Origin of the sequence: Paenibacillus sambharensis (genome assembly GCF_003233845.1) — a bacterium.
GTDB lineage: Bacteria > Bacillota > Bacilli > Paenibacillales > Paenibacillaceae > Paenibacillus_I > Paenibacillus_I sambharensis.
This window is the reverse complement of the sequence record NZ_QKRB01000042.1, coordinates 56,095-72,727: the sequence shown is the minus strand read 5'-3', so window position 1 is coordinate 72,727 and position 16,633 is coordinate 56,095. Positions and strand designations below refer to the sequence as shown.

The 16,633-nt window shown below is 54.8% G+C and carries 14 protein-coding genes; 1 reads left to right on the top strand and 13 read right to left on the bottom strand.

Translation table 11 applies throughout. The annotated features are described in order from the left end of the window. Positions 1-51 precede the first annotated feature (51 nt). The gene (locus DNH61_RS09345) at positions 52-3,297 is read right to left on the bottom strand and encodes a DEAD/DEAH box helicase (RefSeq protein ID WP_111146397.1); all 3,246 of its coding nucleotides are present in this window, start codon (positions 3,295-3,297) and stop codon (positions 52-54) included. Between the two features lie 22 nt (positions 3,298-3,319). Beyond that, the gene (gene pdxR, locus DNH61_RS09340; protein ID WP_111146396.1) at positions 3,320-4,771 is read right to left on the bottom strand and encodes a MocR-like pyridoxine biosynthesis transcription factor PdxR; all 1,452 of its coding nucleotides are present in this window, start codon (positions 4,769-4,771) and stop codon (positions 3,320-3,322) included. A gap of 108 nt (positions 4,772-4,879) precedes the next feature. On the opposite strand from pdxR, the gene DNH61_RS09335 reads away from it, so the two are divergent. Then, positions 4,880-5,440, top strand: a complete 561-nt coding sequence (locus DNH61_RS09335; protein WP_245948081.1) for a GNAT family N-acetyltransferase — start codon at positions 4,880-4,882, stop codon at positions 5,438-5,440. Between the two features lie 62 nt (positions 5,441-5,502). On the opposite strand, the gene csaA is transcribed toward DNH61_RS09335, so the two are convergent. From csaA to pucL, 11 genes are all read right to left on the bottom strand, one after another. Next, entirely contained in the window at positions 5,503-5,832 is a 330-nt protein-coding gene (gene csaA, locus DNH61_RS09330) for a chaperone CsaA (protein ID WP_111146394.1), read from the bottom strand. A 76-nt stretch (positions 5,833-5,908) separates the two neighbouring features. After that, positions 5,909-7,609 (bottom strand): DUF4127 family protein, encoded by a 1,701-nt coding sequence (locus DNH61_RS09325; RefSeq protein ID WP_111146393.1) that lies wholly within the window; start codon positions 7,607-7,609, stop codon positions 5,909-5,911. Between the two features lie 164 nt (positions 7,610-7,773). After that, positions 7,774-8,415, bottom strand: coding sequence for a YsnF/AvaK domain-containing protein (locus DNH61_RS09320; protein WP_111146392.1), 642 nt, complete (start codon positions 8,413-8,415; stop codon positions 7,774-7,776). A 70-nt stretch (positions 8,416-8,485) separates the two neighbouring features. Then, entirely contained in the window at positions 8,486-8,995 is a 510-nt protein-coding gene (locus tag DNH61_RS09315) for a YsnF/AvaK domain-containing protein (protein ID WP_111146391.1), read from the bottom strand. 105 nt (positions 8,996-9,100) lie between these two features. Further along, a complete protein-coding gene (locus DNH61_RS09310) occupies positions 9,101-10,417 on the bottom strand; it encodes a deoxyguanosinetriphosphate triphosphohydrolase family protein (RefSeq protein WP_111146390.1) in 1,317 nt (438 codons plus the stop codon). A gap of 302 nt (positions 10,418-10,719) precedes the next feature. Next, positions 10,720-11,112, bottom strand: coding sequence for a hypothetical protein (locus DNH61_RS09305; RefSeq protein ID WP_111146389.1), 393 nt, complete (start codon positions 11,110-11,112; stop codon positions 10,720-10,722). 115 nt (positions 11,113-11,227) lie between these two features. Continuing rightward, the gene (locus tag DNH61_RS09300; protein ID WP_111146388.1) at positions 11,228-12,505 is read right to left on the bottom strand and encodes a pyridoxal-phosphate-dependent aminotransferase family protein; all 1,278 of its coding nucleotides are present in this window, start codon (positions 12,503-12,505) and stop codon (positions 11,228-11,230) included. Next, entirely contained in the window at positions 12,502-13,758 is a 1,257-nt protein-coding gene (gene allC, locus DNH61_RS09295; protein WP_342771382.1) for an allantoate deiminase, read from the bottom strand. Before allC ends, DNH61_RS09300 begins: the two co-directional genes overlap by 4 nt. A gap of 29 nt (positions 13,759-13,787) precedes the next feature. Then, positions 13,788-15,179, bottom strand: a complete 1,392-nt coding sequence (gene allB / locus DNH61_RS09290; RefSeq protein ID WP_111146387.1) for an allantoinase AllB — start codon at positions 15,177-15,179, stop codon at positions 13,788-13,790. A 77-nt stretch (positions 15,180-15,256) separates the two neighbouring features. Continuing rightward, positions 15,257-15,625, bottom strand: a complete 369-nt coding sequence (uraH, locus tag DNH61_RS09285) for a hydroxyisourate hydrolase (protein WP_111146386.1) — start codon at positions 15,623-15,625, stop codon at positions 15,257-15,259. Then, on the bottom strand, positions 15,625-16,584 hold the full coding sequence (gene pucL / locus DNH61_RS09280) for a factor-independent urate hydroxylase (protein ID WP_111146385.1): 960 nt from the start codon (positions 16,582-16,584) through the stop codon (positions 15,625-15,627). Before pucL ends, uraH begins: the two co-directional genes overlap by 1 nt. Between the last annotated feature and the right edge of the window lie 49 nt (positions 16,585-16,633).

Genomic DNA, 16,633 nt, shown 5'->3' with positions numbered 1-16,633 from the left:
AAGTCATAACTATGACTGAAGGTACATCCCCTTCTTCTTCATCTTCTTCAGCTACAGCATCAGCAATTCACGAATGTCGTCCTCTGTCAGAACACTTGCGCCTGACTCATTCGGACGTAAGACTTCATCGACCAGATTCATCTTCCTTTGCTGCAGGCGGGCCATGTTCTCTTCGATCGTGCCCTCGGCAATCATGCGAATAACCTGAACCACCCGGGTCTGGCCGATGCGGTGGGCACGGTCCGCCGCCTGCTGCTCAACCGCCGGGTTCCACCAGAGATCATACAGAATAATTGTATCTGCGCCAGTCAAATTCAGCCCTGTACCTCCTGCCTTAAGCGACAGCAGGAACACATCCTTCTCCCCGCTGTTAAACCGGGCGCAAAGCTCGACTCTTTCTCTTGCTCCAGTCCCGCCATCCAGATAAAAGTAAGGCACACCCTGTTGTCCGAATTCCCGTGCAATCAAGCCAAGCATCTCGGTAAACTGCGAGAAGACAAGCACTCTTCTCCCGGCGCTTCTGAACTCTCTGACCATGTCGAGCAGCTGGTCGAATTTGGCTGATTTGCCGCTGTAGCCTTCCACGAACAAGGCAGGATGGCAGCAGAGCTGGCGAAGGCGTGTAAGCCCGGCCAATATGCGGATGCGCTGCTTCTGAAAGCCGCCTGCGTTCAGATGCTTAAGCGTCTCCTGACGGAGCTCCGCCAGATATGCCGCGTAGAGCTTCTTCTGCTCAGGCAGCAGCTCGGACAGCTGCACGGATTCAATCTTGCCGGGGAGTTCCTGCAGCACATCCGATTTCAGCCTGCGGAGCAGGAACGGACGAATCCGCTTGGCAACCGCCTCCCCGGTCAGCTCCATGAACGCCTTCCTGGCAGGCAACAGTCCGGGAAAAACCACGTTGTATATGGACCAGAGCTCTTCCAGCCGGTTCTCAACCGGTGTGCCGGTAAGGGCAAACCGGTGACGGGCTTGTACCGCCTTAACCGCCTGTGCGGTCTGAGTCGTATAGTTCTTGAAGGCCTGCGCTTCATCCACAATTAAGGTGTGAAACAGTATCTGCGCAAAAACATCAGCATCTCTTCGCAGCAGCGGATAGGAAGTAATGAGCACATCGGCGGAGGATAAATTGCGCAGTGCTGTTTTCCGTTCCGCCTTAGACCCATCCACGATAACCGCCTTGACTGCCGGGGCGAATCTGCCCAGCTCACGGTGCCAGTTATAGATGAGAGATGCCGGACATACGATGAGCGCAGGCTGCCCCGAGGAGCGGATTTCCTGCAGCACAGATGCCAGGAATGCGATGCTCTGCACGGTTTTACCGAGGCCCATCTCATCCGCCAGTATGCCGCCAAAACGGTAATGCGCCAACGTCTTGAGCCATTGGTAGCCGTAACGCTGATAATCTCGCAGAACAGCTTCCATCCCCTCCGGAACCGGAAAATTCAGGTGATCCGGGTTGCGCATATGCTCAAGCAGAAGCCGGAGCGACCGGTTGAGGCTTACCGCCCCGCGGCTCTGCCGGTCATAGCTGTCAAGCTGCAGGCCGCTCGTTAGCGGGAGCTTTGCCGTTGTTCCCTCCCAGTTCAGCTTATGCAAACCCGTTTCGTTCATAAGACGGATGATCTCTTGGAACTGCTCATTGTCCATGGGCAGCAGTGCTCCGTCCGGCAGCCGGTAATAGCGGCGTTTTTCCTGCAGGGCTCGGATGATCTTGCGGATCTCAGCTTCCGGGATGCCATCGATATCGAATTTGAACTCGAGCCAATCCGTCCGTTCGTCGAAGCTGATGTTAACCTTGGGGCCGACCTGGTCCTTGAAGATTCTTGCCTTCACCGCTGATGTCGCATACACCTTCACCTGCTTCTCCAGATCAGGCAGTATCTGGCTCAAGAAATGATACTCTTCCTCCTCGCCAGCCAGCACATATCCGCCTTCAGTTCTCATCCACGCACTCTGCTCGAATAGAGCGGAGATCCTCTGCTCCTTGTCCTCTTCCCGAATGAAAATCCTCTCCTGAGCAGATCCTTCCCTGCCTGCAGGTTCGTCCAAGGGATTGAAGACAATATCTCCGTAACGGTACTCCAAGCCGGCGAGCAGCCGGTCCTTGATCCGGTCCAGGAACAGGGATGCCTGAAGAGGCTCCTGTACAAGAACGCTGGCCACCGCCTCTGCTACCTGCACTTCACCGATCTGGGCCAGGCCGGGTACCGCCTTGTTTAGGAAAGCGCCCGCCTGTCCGGCCGTCATATGCAGCTGCCTTGAAGCGGATACAGACAGAAGCTGAACCAGCTCGCTTAGGCGCTTGATCCGGCGGGCCGGCATCCGCACTAGGCTGCCCTTAGCTTGAACGAGACCATAGGCTTCCAGCAGGACGATGCCTTCCAATCCCCGGATCTGGAGCCGGTAACCGCCCTCCAGCCTGTCCGACTGGTCTAACTCAAACACCAGCGGCAGCCTGCCGTCCGTAATAATATCCCCCTCATACAGATGCCCCTCCTGCAGCAGCTTAACGGAGGAAGCAGCCGTCAGCAGCGGCACAAGCTCGCTCCACATAGCAGACGGGACGGGCAGAAGCCGGCCGGAAGAGCGGCCGCCTTTCAGCGATTTCTCCTGCTGCTGCATATAAGCAATATCAGTGAGCAGCTGAATCACCTTGTGATCGTGAGGCTTGAAGCTGTGCTGCTCGGCATCATAGACCAGGCTTCTGGACAGCCGGTACGCTCTCCGGTTATCCACCTGTTCCAGGAAGTCACAAATCTCTTTCACAGCGTACAGCTTGCCGATACCAGCCATCAGCTCAATACCAAGCACCGGGCGGTTGTCCCGTGTCATGATTACACTGCAAATAAAGGTAATGGTCAGTTCAGTCCGGTTGTCATAATAAGAGCCGGTGGCGGTCATTCGCTGCGGACCCTCATCGAACAGCTCGAGTACCTGATCCATCAGGAACGTATAATCCTGATCGCTGAAGGCAGCTTCCTCTTCTGCCAGAAGGCCTTCCGTCTGCTCAAGGGCATGAATAGCATGCAATGCGGCAGCAATATGCATACAGTACTGATCCTCAGGATGAAACACCGGACAGGAGCAATCAGCTGCGATCTCTCCGTCAGCGGGGAACTGCACCGATACCCTGCCGCCGCCATCTCCTCCACCTACTTCAGCTTTATAACTCCGCAAACCGGGGTCAGGACGCATGACACTTACCAGTCCTGATTTATATAGATGCTCGCCGTCTTCATAGGCAAATCTGCCGCATAGACGTCTCATTATCGATTCATTCAATTGAAAGCTCAACTTGTAATCTCCTTGGCATGGTTTAGTACCGGCTAATATATGGCTGCCATATTATCCTGAGGCGTCTGACGCCTTCATCTATCAGCCTCCATTGTATCGCACCGAAACCGATTATAAAATCCTCCTGCTCCGAATCCCTGTCCCCCTCTTCCTGATAAAAGGGCGAAGCCGCGGCGACTTCAATTCCATGCTGCCGGGCAATGGCGATCATCTCACGTGCAGGGCGCAGAACACGAAGACTCAGCCTTACATGCAGACCGGCCTCTGCGCTATGAATTTCACCTATATCCCCAAAATGACTCTCCAGCGCCTCCATCAGGCTGCGGCTGCGTTTGCGGTATATATTGCGCATCCGGCGCACATGCTTCTCAAAATGCCCTTCCTTCATGAACAGCTGCAGAGTCCGCTGATAAATCCGCGAGGAGGAATGCTCAAACATCAAGGTGCGTTTAAGTCTGTGAAATAACCCGGTAAGCGGATTGGGCAGAACCATGTAATGGATGCAGATATCCGGAGCAAGAATTTGTGAGAAGCCGCCTACGTAGATTACATTGGCCGTCGTATCCAGACTTTGGAGGGCGGGGACAGGCCTGCCCTGATAGCGCAGCTCTCCTCCATAATCGTCTTCCAGAATGTAACAGCCATGCTTGCGGGCCCACTCCAGCAGATGAAGCCGTTCCTGAAGCGGCATAACCCGGCCGCTCGGGAAGCGGTGCGCAGGCGATACAACCGCCATGCAGCCGGGGGCTTGCGGCAAACGGAACGCTTCAATGCCCTCGTCTGCACTGCAGCCCGGCACCACTTCAAAGCCGCCAGCCCGAAAGGCTGAAGGAATCAGCGGGTAGCAGGGATTCTCGATGATAACTGAGCGGACCGAGCCCCGCAGCATCTCGGCAAGATAGTGCAGCAGCAAATGCTGCTCGGCTCCAATTACAATCTGATCGGGCCTGCATGTAACGCCCCTGAAACGATTGAGATACCGGGCCAGCTCCGTCCGGAGACCCGGTTCGCCCTGCGCATCACCATAATGCAGCAGACCGCTGTACTCTTCCCGCAGAACCGCATTCAACGTCTTCTTCCAAGTCTGAAGGGGAAAGTGCTCCAGATCAACCTTTGCCATATGAAAATCATACGGGGCAGACACGGCCACCCTAGCTGCATCCTGCTCTTGTCCGGATACGGATGCTGCCGTCTGTTCGGCTGCCAGCGTTAACAAGCCGTATGATTCGGATAACGGTATAACGTAAAAGCCCCTTTTGGGCCGGCTTTCAATGAAACCCTCCGCTAGCAGCTGGCCGTATGCGCTTTCGACGGGTGTCGTGCTGACAGCCAGATTTCTGGCCATCTGCCGGATAGAGGGCAATCTGTCCTTGGGCCGAAGCCGCCCGGCAGCAATATCCTGCTTGATAGACTCATATAGCGCGGAATAGACCGGCACATCCGGTTTCATCAGTATATTCGGGGTATATAACATCAGCTGATTCTCCCAACTGTCCTCTTCAAAAATAACAATCTGTCTATTTTACAGTATACAGACGGGTGATAAATTAAGAAACAGCAAAAGAAACGAAGGAGAATGAACATGACAACGACACCTGTACGCTTCCTTGCAGGAAACCAGGTATACCTGCGGCCGATCGAGCTGGCCGATACAGACTGGTACTTTAATACGCTGTACGATGCGGAGACCCGAAGGCTGACCGGCACGCAGAAACATTTCAGCAGAGAGCAGATCGGCCGCTATATCGAGGGCAAAGCGGGCGACAGCTCCTCCGTGCTTCTGCTGATCGCGCTTTGCAGTGACAATACCTTAATCGGTGATATCGCCATCCAGGATATTGATCCTACGAACCGGAACGCGAATATCCGCATAGCCATCAACAGTCCCGGCAACCAAGGCAAAGGCTATGGCTCCGAAGCACTTAGACTGATGCTTGGCTATGGATTCGGCGTCCTGAATCTTCACAGAATAGAGCTCAACGTATTCGCTTATAATGAGCATGCCATGCGGGTATATGAGAAAGTAGGCTTTAAGCGTGAGGGCGTTCAGCGTGACGCATTATTCTATAACCACAGGTATCACGATTCGATCCTGATGAGTATGCTGGAGGACGAATTCCGCACCCTTTATCCAGCCGAATAGCAGCACGTGCTGAAGCAAGACCCGGCAGCCTGATGGCCGCCGGGCCTTGTCATTTTTTCACATTAAGCAATCGGAGTTCCGTTTGGTACTGGTGCATCCGGTGCTATAAGCACGACATCACCCTCACCGGGCACCGCTCCCAGGACCAGCACCTCAGACTTGAAGCCCGCCACCCGTTTCGGCGGAAAATTCACCACTGCCGCAACCTGCCTTCCAACAAGCTCTCCGGCCGTATAACGATGTGTAATTTGGGCGCTCGACATCTTCACACCGAGCTCACCAAAATCTATCCCCAGCTTGTATGCCGGCTTGCGTGCTTCCGGAAACGGCTCTGCTGTGAGAACCGTTCCAATCCGGATGTCCAGCTTCATAAACTCACTGAAATCTGCCACTGCCTCTCCCTCCCTTGCCAGCTGTTAACCTTATAGGACGAAGCAGCCGGGAGAATGGTTTCAGCGGCAGCCCGTCTTAATGCAGCTTAACCTCCGGACTTAACGTAATTTCAAAAGCGCGCCCCCATGTAAAATCAGGATTATTCCGCGGGAGCACTGCCTTTACATACTGTGCATACGACCAACCGGAACTGCTGATGTGCCGTATGTTACAGGAGGCATTCTTCGTTCCGATCGAAAAGGCATTCCGTCCCGCGAGCACCTCCGTATAACGCTGCATCAGATCCCGAAGAAGCTCCTGCAGGGTACTGTAATCTTCCTCACTGTTAAACAGCTCCATATTCTGGTCCGCAATCGCGTCGGTATTCTCATAACGCGAGTGTGAGCGGGAATAGGCACGGATTTCACTGATGGCGACCGCCTTATAGTAGTAATCCTTCAGGAAACGCTTGAACAGCAGAGAGCCATGTGCCTGAACTGCCTTCTGCAGGATGGCCGGGTTGCGCTCCGCTGTCAGAAAAGCATGCCGGGCCTCGCCCATGCCAACCGCGATTCCGATCTTGTTCCCTGCTGTATTCCAGCCGCTGTAGCCAAGCAGCCGGCCTGTAAAATGGCTGTCCAGCAGCGCGTCTGTAACCTCCTTGTTAGAGGGTCCCTTCGCTGCAAAATCAATCACAATCGTCGGCACCCGGTTCACGCCATTCGTTTCCATTCGCATGACAGCGTTCGCAGACTGATCAGCATTTGTAACCGCGATAATCTCCACATCGTGAGCCTCCGTAACCAGCTCACCGCCCACGATCTCCACATGCCGTCTTATATTCTCATGCGCATTCATATATTCATAAGGATTAATAATTTCTGCTCCATCCACGCCGTAATACACAACCGCATAACGAGGCTTATCGCCGCAGCGGTACAGCTTGCTCGCCATCCGGGCCATTAAGGCGTGTCCAAGCCCGTCTGCATCCGGCAAAATAATGGCCCGGTCGGGATTCTGCCCGCCGGCGCCGCCCAGCCATTCATTGATTCCTGCTTCCAGATAGCTGATTTCATTGGCCTGCACCCCCTGCGTGGAGGAATCATCCACACCAACCGCCAGAAAATCGATATATCCCGATTTTGCCAGCTTCTCAAGCACATAGCGGTTCGTCTTGAATTTGTGCCGTCTGGCGTTGTAATACTGTTCCTTGTCAAAATGCTGTGTTTCGCCATAGCTGGACCCCGGGGACAGGTCATATCCTTCAAGTATGTCTTCAAACCGGCTGAACGGCCTGCGCGGCTGCTGCATCAGTGCCCGGGATTCCCGGTAAGCCTCATAATCCAGCCCCTCAACATAAGTGGTTGTTGCCAGCCGCATAATGGTATCCAGCACAAAGACAGGCTTACCGGGGTAGGCTTCCTTGACAAGCCGGATGACGTCCAGCAGCCAGGTGGTTTGTTCGTCATATTCCGGGTAGGAGCCGCCCCCGCTGCCGCGCAGGCGCCTGCTGCCGATAAGCCCGCCATATGCCAGCATATCCGTAGAAATAACGAAGCCATCAACTCTTGACGCATGATCCAATATGAACTGCCTAATGTTTACTGTACAGCCATAGACAGGGGAAGAAGTCGAGAGCATGATCGAGTCATTCGCATCAGCCTTCGTATCCAGCCGATTCCGGATATCACGGCGGTGAGGGGTCAGCACATTGATACCCGCCGATCGTCCCAGCATCACCACGTCATCCAAATTGACGGGTCTGTCATCAAGGGGAACATACAGCACATTTCTCATTCTTCAGAATCCATCTCCCTTTATTGTGTTCGGCATAATTAGGAACAGAATTAGCTGCCTCCATTCTTGGTTTATGCCGTCACATATAAAGGTGGTTCCAAACGGCTGGAAAACAACCTTGCTCACACAATGAGCAAAAAAAATACCTGAAAGGGGCTACCCTCTCAGGTTCTTGTTTCTTGTGCCGGTTCTTCTTCCATGACAACCGGATTGCCGATTGATTCCATATCAGCTTCCTCACGCTTAAGCTTGGCAGTCACGGGTTTGATATCCCGCACACGCCTGGTGTGAACGTCCACTTCCTCAAGAGCGACCGGATAAGTATGGACATCAACCCGTTCTTCTTTAACCGGAATTCTCAGTGTTTCGGAACGGCTGCGCTCGGGTGCATCCACATCATGGTTATGGACCTCTATAACGACCTCTTCCCTGCGTGTAGGGACAGTCACCGTCTTATCCTCTTCCACCACTTCCCGGTGAATGGTAACTTCTCCGGTTGCCACCTGCTCCTTGCTGATATCCAGTACTTCCTTCTTCAGCTGCAGGGCGGCAGCCGGTTCCTCACGATTGCTTGTGCTTGCATTCGCTGGCCTTGTCTGTCCGGGAGCATCAGCCTGTTCCCTCTTCCGCTGTCTCTCCATAGCCTGAAGGTTCCAGGTCATGAATACAGCCCCTGCCGCACCCGCGAGCAGACCGAACCACAGACCGTTGGTCAATGTGACAACCGGCACAAAATAAGCGGCCAGCACACCCAGCAGACAGCCGGCCGCAGCGCCCATGACCATTCGTATAAGCTTGATCTTCATGCTTGTCCTCCTTCTCAGTAATAAAATACCACCCCGCTAAGCCATGGGCTTAGCGGGGTGGTCACTGCCATTAGCGGTAAGAATCAGCGTCAGCGTCGCTCAGCAGAGCATCCCCGTCTGTCTCCACGTGCGCGACTTCCTTATGCAGGACATCATCAACATGCTCGGTTTCCTGCACTTCGCGCTTATGGGCAGAGATCTCTTCCCGCACTTCGGTGTGTTTGCCGACATTGACATGCTCAGCCGTCACCGGAATGTGTACTGTCTCACCTTCGGCAATCGGTTCAGAGGACGGTCCGCTAACGGCTCTGCGCTCAATAACAACCTCATCATGAGCCACAGGAACCTCGACATGCTTCTCTTCCTCCACCACGTCTTTGTGCATCACCACTTCACCTGTCTTGACGCGTTCCTTACTGATATCCATTTCTTCTTCCCGAAGCTGCATAGTGGCTTCACCCTCGACCGCAGCGGTCTCAGCTGCCGTCTCTTCTGCAAACTCCGCATCCGTTACGCCCACCTGTTTGAAGTTGCGCTTCTCCTGCTGTTCATCCTCTTTAAAAAAATCAAAAAAGCCCATGGGATAACCTCCTCGGAAGAAGTGATGGTGCTCCTCTAGGTTACCCCCATGCGCTGAAGATATTCGCCCGCTAAACAGCCTGTATACATTCACTAGTTATAACGTCTAATCCCTTTCATAAATCGATCCGGAACGGCTGGCAAAGAGCTCCGAATACACCTTCTCGGCATAAGCATCTGTCATGCCTGCAATGTAATCCGCTACCAGCCGCTCCCAGGGCCACTTGCCCTTCTGCTCCTCGAAGCTCTCGATCCAGTCCGGCGGAAGTATTAGCTTGCCGGTCTCATATTCGATAAAGCTCTTCCACAAGCGGGTTATCATGATTTCACTCCGCTTCTGCAGCCGCTGTACACGGAAATCCTTAATCAGGGTGACCCATGCCAGCTTCTTAAGAATCTCCATGGTCCGCAGAAGCTCAAGATCCTGCTTGCCGTCCTTCACGAACGTGACACGCTTCCATCCCGTATTGGCATCATCCAGAATTCCAACATGGCTTGCAAACCGGCTCACCCAGCGGGCTTTCATCTCCCGTCTCGTTCTCGAAGGCTCCCTGCCGCTCTCCCGGTAGACCGTTTCCCACTGCTCCAGATATTTCTCGAGCACCTGCTTCACCATCACGGGTATATCTGTCCGGTCCCAGCCGACACTCATATTGTATTGGTCGTTTACAATCTCCTGTACAATATGCCCAATCAACCGGTCATCCTCGATAAAATTACGGCTCATCAATATTTTGCCGGCCCGGATGCCGTCTTCGATATCATGGGTCGAATAGGCAATATCATCGCACAGATCCATCAGCTGTGCTTCCAGCGTTGCGATACCGGGCGGCATGCCCCACAGATCTCTGAGCCGGCTGATTCCTTCCCATTCCATCTCATAGACGCCCTTCAGCCGGCCGGGCTCGCCAAGACTGTAGGGATACTTATTGATTGCCAGCAGCACAGCCGCCGTGAGATCAAGTCCGCTGCCGCTGCCTGTGCGTTTCTCGAGAAACATAAGAATCCGGAAATTCTGCGCGTTGCCTTCATAGGGAAGATTGTACTGCGCCCGCAGGAGACGATCCAGCACTTCCTCGCCTTTATGCCCAAAGGGAGGATGTCCCAGATCGTGGGCGAGCGAGGCGCATTCCACTACCTCAGGCTCAAGCATCAAGCCAGGATGCTCCGGCTTTGACAGGTACGGGTAGGTTTTACCCAACCTCCTGGCTACCTCTCTGGCAATTTGGGATACCTCTATGGAATGGGTGAGCCGGGTACGGTAATAGTCTCCGGTACCTGCCCCGAAGACCTGGGATTTCCCTTGCAGTCTGCGGAATGCAGGCGACTGGATAAGCCGTGCATAATCCTTCTCATATTCATCTCTGGCTTCGCTTGAATAGGTTTTCTCCGAATCATCCAGCCGAATCTTACGTACATCCATGTTCATCCCTCTATCCGGTAAATGTAGTGTTAGCTTTCCCAAGCTGTATCATCTATATCAATTCAATCATTCTCGTTCGCCATAACAAGCTGCACGAGTTGGCATATCTTATGCTTTCCCTTAAGGAAATGCCAACCAGACAGCAGCTGGTACAAGTTTTTAACACTCATCATAGCTTATGAGCCTTGTTTATGTAAAGTATACTGACATATTGAAGCACATAGGATAAAAAAGAGGCTAACCGCTAAATAACGGCTAACCCTCTGCTGTATGCCAGGCACATCTTTTCTGCTCACATGAACTTACTCAAAAGCATGCAGGCCGCTGTAATCGCCAATCAGCTTCATGAACCTCTCGTTAATCGGTATAACAAACTGCATCGCACCAATCGGGAACAAGCCGCTCCGGTTGTGCATGACGGCCTGCTTAACGAAGATCCGGTACTGGTCACCGCCAGCCCTCGAGCTGGCGAATTCAACCGCATCCAAGCTGCGGGTTTCAATTGAAACCTTGCGCTTGCCCACTGGCTCAAACGGGACGATGCTGACGATATCTTCAAGCTTTATATGGTAATTCACATGTGGTTTATGGAATACAAATTCCTTCGTTGAGACCGTGACGCCATAGTCGCTTTTCTTCTGCGAAAGCTTAAGCTCGCCGTCAATAGTCTTCAGCTGCAAGAAATCCGGGTTCACGGCAATCCCTCCTCTCGGGTTCTAATAGAATACCATAGACCGGGAAGAATTGCATGGAGGAAACGGTTGTCAAGGCTCAAGACAAGCAGCAGCTAAGACTCCCGGATAGCTGCTGTCATACATCAGCCTTTGAAGAAGCCTGCTGTTCGTAGATATGAAGAGCCGCCTGCACAGCTTCACCGGCAGGCAGACGCACACCGTGCCGCAGCAGAACGGCTTCGAACGCTCCCAGCAGCTGCAGAATATTATCCCTGCGGCAGCTGTAGCCCATCGTCCCGATCCGCCAGATCCGGCCCTTCAGCGGACCAAACGAGCTCGCGATCTCAATTCCGAACTTCTCCAGCAGCATCGCTCTTACTGAATCACCATCAATGCCTTCCGGGATGTTGACACAGGTCACAACCGGCAGCTTGCATGCAGGGTCTCCGTACAAGCTTGCCCCCATCGCTTGCAGACCGGCAGTGAGCGCCTTCTCATGCAGCCTGTGCCGCTCGAAACGCGCATCCAGCCCTTCCTGCAGCAGGATGCGCAGGCCTTCCCGGAGTCCGTACAGCATAGATGTCATCTCCGTATGATGATTCAGCCTGGACGGACTCCAATAATCCTGAAGCTGGCTGAGATCAAGATAATTGCTTCTAATATAAGCATGCTGTACAGCTGCCGCAAGGCCGCGGCCCGGAATTTCTGTGGAATCCTGCGGCATTCGCAGACCGCGTTCGATTCTCTTGCGGGCGAGCACCTTCTCCTCCGCCCGCCCGTTATACGTGACCGGCGCCATGCCGGAGGGGACGGACAAGCATTTTTGCGTGCCGCCGATCACCGCATCCATACACCATGCGTCTGTCTCAACAGGAACACCGCCGATCGTAGCGACAGCATCGACTACAAACAGAATGTCCCGCCGCCGGCATTCCCGCCCGATTGCTTCAAGCGGCTGCATCCGGCCGGTGGATGTTTCGCCGTGCACCATAACGACAAGCTCAGGCCTCACTCTGTCCATAGCCGCGATGACCTCGGCGGGATCAAATACAGTGCCCCACGGCTTCTCAATTGTCGTTACCTCTCCCCCGACCCGCTCTGCTATTTCATGAAGCAGGTGGCCGAACCGTCCGTAGATTGGAATCAGCACCCGGTCACCCGGCTCAATCAGACTTGTCAGCACCGCTTCGATACCCGAGCGGGAGGTCCCGTCTACAGGGTAGGCCCACTTGTTGTCCGTCCTGAACAGCAGCCGGAGCATACCCATCGTCTCATTCATAATAGCGGTAAACTCTGGATCGAATTGACCAAGTATAGGGTAGGATAGCGCCCTCAGCACCCGCGGATCGACCTCCACCGGTCCAGGGGTCATAATCCTGCGTGATGACGGGGCCAAATCTGCATAGTCGGTCATGTCAGCGTCTCCTCGTAAGCAAGATCATAGAGCATCTCGGCCAGCACGACTACTCCATAGGCCAGATCTTCGGCAGCCGTATATTCCTCGGGAGAATGACTGACACCTCCCTTACTTGGGACGAACAGCATCGCTGTCGGACAGCAGTTAACGAACATCTGCCCGTCATGCCCTGCTCCGCTCATCATTCTTCGGTAAGAGATTCCGCCGTCCGAGCATATCTTCTCCAGCCGGCCGGTCAGCACGGGATCCATGGGCGCTGGTCTTGCCTGAAGGGCTGCATGCACGTCAAGCTCCAGGCCCCTGCGCTCCGCCACGGAATGGAATGAACCGATAACAGCGTCGCTGAACCCGGTCAGCAGCGTTTCGGATATATGCCGGATATCCAGGGTGAACTCCACCGTACCTGCTATAACATTGGGGATATTCGGCATCAGCTTCATTCTCCCTACCGTTGCCACGAGCGGTTCACCCGCTCTGTTAGCAGCTCTCTCCAGCATCGCGATCATCTCGGCTGCTCCTGCGGCCGCATCGCGCCGCATCGCCATTGGGGTCGTTCCCGCGTGATTGGTCTCCCCCTTCACCGTGACAACATAACGCCGCTGGCCGGCAATCGTCTCTACAACACCTATCCTGCCGCCGGTCCTTTCCAGGATGACCCCCTGTTCAACATGGACCTCTACGAACGCTGCCAAATCCTTGCGCAGGCACTCCGGCTGATCCTCTCTGCCGAAGCCTGCAGCCTGCATCGCATGTGCCAGCGTGATGCCCTGCGGGTCTACCACCCGCTGTGCCATACCGGTTGAATAAGCGCCCGTAATATTGCCCGAACCCCAATAGGCCAGCGGAAACCGGCTGCCCTCCTCCTCACAGAATGAGACAACCTCAAGGGGTCTTCTTGGCTCCCCGTAGGCCGACCGCAGGAATGCTACCGCAGCTAGCGATGCGGCTATCCCGTAGGCACCGTCATACCTGCCTCCTGAACGGACTGTATCGATGTGGGAGCCAGTCAGAACCACCCCCTGTCCCTTACGGCTTCCTTCCATGCGGCCAAACAGATTCCCCACCCGGTCATAGCGGACTTCGAGGCCGGCTGCAGACATTTTAGCTGCGAGAAACGACTGTGCATCCTTCCAGGACTGCGAATAGAGCAGCCGTGTGACCCCTCCATCAGCCGTGCTGCCATAGCCCGCCAGCTCATCCAGCAAGCTTGTCACGCCGGATGCCTGCTCCATCGTCATTCTCATCATCATTCACTCTCCCTTCTGATTTGCAGTCTGTATTACAACGGAATCCCTCGCGGCAGAACAGGCCTTCCATGATCCTTAGCGACAGCCTCCCTGCAGGCCAGGTCATAAACCTTAACACCGCGCACATAAGTCGCCGCCACACGGCAGCCGATCGTCCTTCCAATATAGGGGCTGTGCTTATGCCGGTATTTCAGATGCTCTGCTTGCAGCGTATAAGAACGATTCATATCCACAAGAGCCAAATCGGCTTCCGCGCCGACCATTATCTCGCCCTTATTAGGGTACAAGCCGAACCGCCGTGCAGGATTGCCGGACAACAGCTTGGAGATTCGTTCACAGGACAAGCCTCTGCGCTTCACCCCCTCATCGAGCATCAGCTCAAGAGAGCTTTGGGCGCCCGATATGCCGCCCCAAGCATCCAGAAACGACCCGCTTGCCGGCTCCTTCATCGAAGTGGGGCAGGGAGAATGGTCGGAGGCAATCAGGTCGATCTGCCCCTCTTCCAGCAGCGCCCACAGCTGCTCTATCTGCTCCCTGCCTCTTAAGGGCGGCGCGCATTTGGCGGCAGGCCCGATGGCTGCCATATCTTCGTCGGTAAGCAGCAGATAGTGCGGGCATGTTTCAGCCGTTACATCCAGTCCCGCGGCTTTGGCGTCAGTAATCATCCGCACAGCATCCGGGCTGCTGATATGGACAAAATGAAGCCTGCAGCCGGTTAAAGCGGCAAAATGCAGTGCTTTTCCCACCGCTTCCGTCTCCGCTGCAACAGGCCGGGAAGCAGCAAAGGAGCTTGCATCCGTCCTACCCTCCGCCGCCGCTGCCTCTCCCAGCATGGAGGTAATCGTGTCGTTCTCGGCATGCAGGGCAAGCAGACCGCCGAAGGAAGCGATACGCTTCATCCCCTCATAGAGCGTCCAGTCATCCGCCTGACGGAACCGGCCTTCTCCCACTCCTCCCGGATCCGAGAGGAACGCCTTGAAACCGGCCGCGCCCGCTCGGGCCATACCTTCCAGCTCCCCGGCATTCCCAGGCACCAGACCGCCCCACAAGCAATAGTCAACTGCCGATTGACCGGATGCAAGCTTAAGCTTGGCTTCAAATGCCTTCACGGTGACCGTCGGCGGATTCCCGTTCAGGGGCATGTCAATATAAGTCGTGCAGCCTCCCGCCGCCAGAGCGGCTGATCCGGCAGCGAAGCCCTCCCAATGGCCGAGGTTCGGCTCATTGAAATGGACGTGCACATCAATCATGCCCGGGAATACATGCAATCCGGAGGCATCAACCCGCCGCTCTGCAGGCCAGCCCTCCGACTCGCCCCTGCTGCTCAAGGCTGTTATTCTCCCGTCCCGGATGGCGATATCAAGCGGCATGACACGGTTTGGCAGTACAACGGACCCTCCGTGTATGACCAGATCTAATGACATATGTGTCACCTCCCTGCTTTGCACCTAACTCTCTCGTTTCTTCGGAAGCCTTCTGGTATCGCGCACTCCTTTAGCAATCAGCTGCCTCTATACGTGCTGTACCCGCCGGGGGCAACGAGCAGCGGGATATGATAGTGCTCCTCCGCCGCTTCAATCCTGAACCGGACCGGAACTTGATCCAGAAACGCCGTCTTGGCATCAGATTCACAGCTCTGCCGGCTGTCGTAATACGCACCAACGTGGAACTGCAATTCATATATACCGGACCTCATATCCTGCCCGGCCAGAAGCGGCTCATCCAGTCTGCCGTCCCTGCTAGTCACACCTTCAGCAAGTCTAATACTCAGACCCGATCCGCCAGCCAGCATATACAGCTCGACCTTCATGCCGGAAGCCGGCCCGCCGCTGGACAAATCCAGCACGTGAGTCGTCACACGCCCGCCCATCAGGACTGCTCTCCTTCGGATATGAGATCCTCTCTGGTCATTGTAAAGCCCTGAAATCCATACGGCGGACGCGGCTCGGTAAACACGCCCGGCTTCAGTTCTTCGGCTGGGTCCACCACTGTTTCCCAGGTACGGTTATTGGACTCAAAGCCGACCTCCGCCAGCTGCGGATATCGGGCAAGCAGCCTTAAACCGATCTGGTAAATCAGATATTGGATGGAAGGCGTGTTGAATTCGTGGAATACGGCATGCGCAATGTCGCTAATCTGTTCGGCAGCTACATAGGCTCCGTTGCCGCTGTCAAGCGCATCCTTTACATCGTTATATCGCCAGATGATATCCAGGAAGATGAACAGCGGGCGGTCATAGCTGTCCGGCAGCGTCGTGTATTCATCCCTCACGAACCCGTAAAAGGAGCTGCCGCTGACTTTGATCAGCTGCAGGCCGGATAATACGGAGCGGTGCTCCGTTACCTCGCAGCCATCCTCCGTCCGGCTCAGCGAAAGCAAGGCACTGGCATGGTCATTATGTGAGCGGCGGTATACCAATCCGCTCGGCTGCAGCCCCTCCGGACCGGGAACGTCAACCGGCAGGAAGGGTATCCGGTCTCCGCTGATTTCGATGCTCGTGATATGCGGATATTTTGCGAAGAAGCGCTCGGCAATAAAGTGCAGCAGTCCCTCAGTGGTCGCTCCCTCATAAGCTGCGGTCTCCCGCAGAATAAAGTTCTTCATAGAGTCCGTCGCCACAACAAGCGAATTGTCGCCCTGGGTGAACGATGACAGCAGCGATTCCCCGCTAACCGAGAACAGCACATTATGTGCGAATATAACATTATCGCAGCCTGTATACCGGGATTCCGGCACAGGCGCTGTCTCAAGCGGCTTGGCGCAGGTACGGTACGTCATGACATCCCCTTTGCCATAATAGAGCGTCCGTCCGCTCTTCAGCTTCATCATTTGAACCCTTCCTCTCTACTCTTGTCTCTATGAATGCTTGCTCTTGTGA

Coding starts and splice junctions, on each gene's coding strand:
- pdxR (WP_111146396.1), bottom strand. CDS start 4,771: ATGTTATATACCCCGAATATACTGATGAAACCGGATGTGCCGGTCTAT.
- DNH61_RS09335 (WP_245948081.1), top strand. CDS start 4,880: ATGACAACGACACCTGTACGCTTCCTTGCAGGAAACCAGGTATACCTG.
- DNH61_RS09325 (WP_111146393.1), bottom strand. CDS start 7,609: ATGAGAAATGTGCTGTATGTTCCCCTTGATGACAGACCCGTCAATTTG.
- DNH61_RS09320 (WP_111146392.1), bottom strand. CDS start 8,415: ATGAAGATCAAGCTTATACGAATGGTCATGGGCGCTGCGGCCGGCTGT.
- DNH61_RS09315 (WP_111146391.1), bottom strand. CDS start 8,995: ATGGGCTTTTTTGATTTTTTTAAAGAGGATGAACAGCAGGAGAAGCGC.
- DNH61_RS09310 (WP_111146390.1), bottom strand. CDS start 10,417: ATGGATGTACGTAAGATTCGGCTGGATGATTCGGAGAAAACCTATTCA.
- DNH61_RS09300 (WP_111146388.1), bottom strand. CDS start 12,505: ATGACCGACTATGCAGATTTGGCCCCGTCATCACGCAGGATTATGACC.
- allC (WP_342771382.1), bottom strand. CDS start 13,758: ATGATGATGAGAATGACGATGGAGCAGGCATCCGGCGTGACAAGCTTG.
- allB (WP_111146387.1), bottom strand. CDS start 15,179: ATGTCATTAGATCTGGTCATACACGGAGGGTCCGTTGTACTGCCAAAC.
- uraH (WP_111146386.1), bottom strand. CDS start 15,625: ATGGGCGGGCGTGTGACGACTCACGTGCTGGATTTGTCCAGCGGCGGG.
- pucL (WP_111146385.1), bottom strand. CDS start 16,584: ATGATGAAGCTGAAGAGCGGACGGACGCTCTATTATGGCAAAGGGGAT.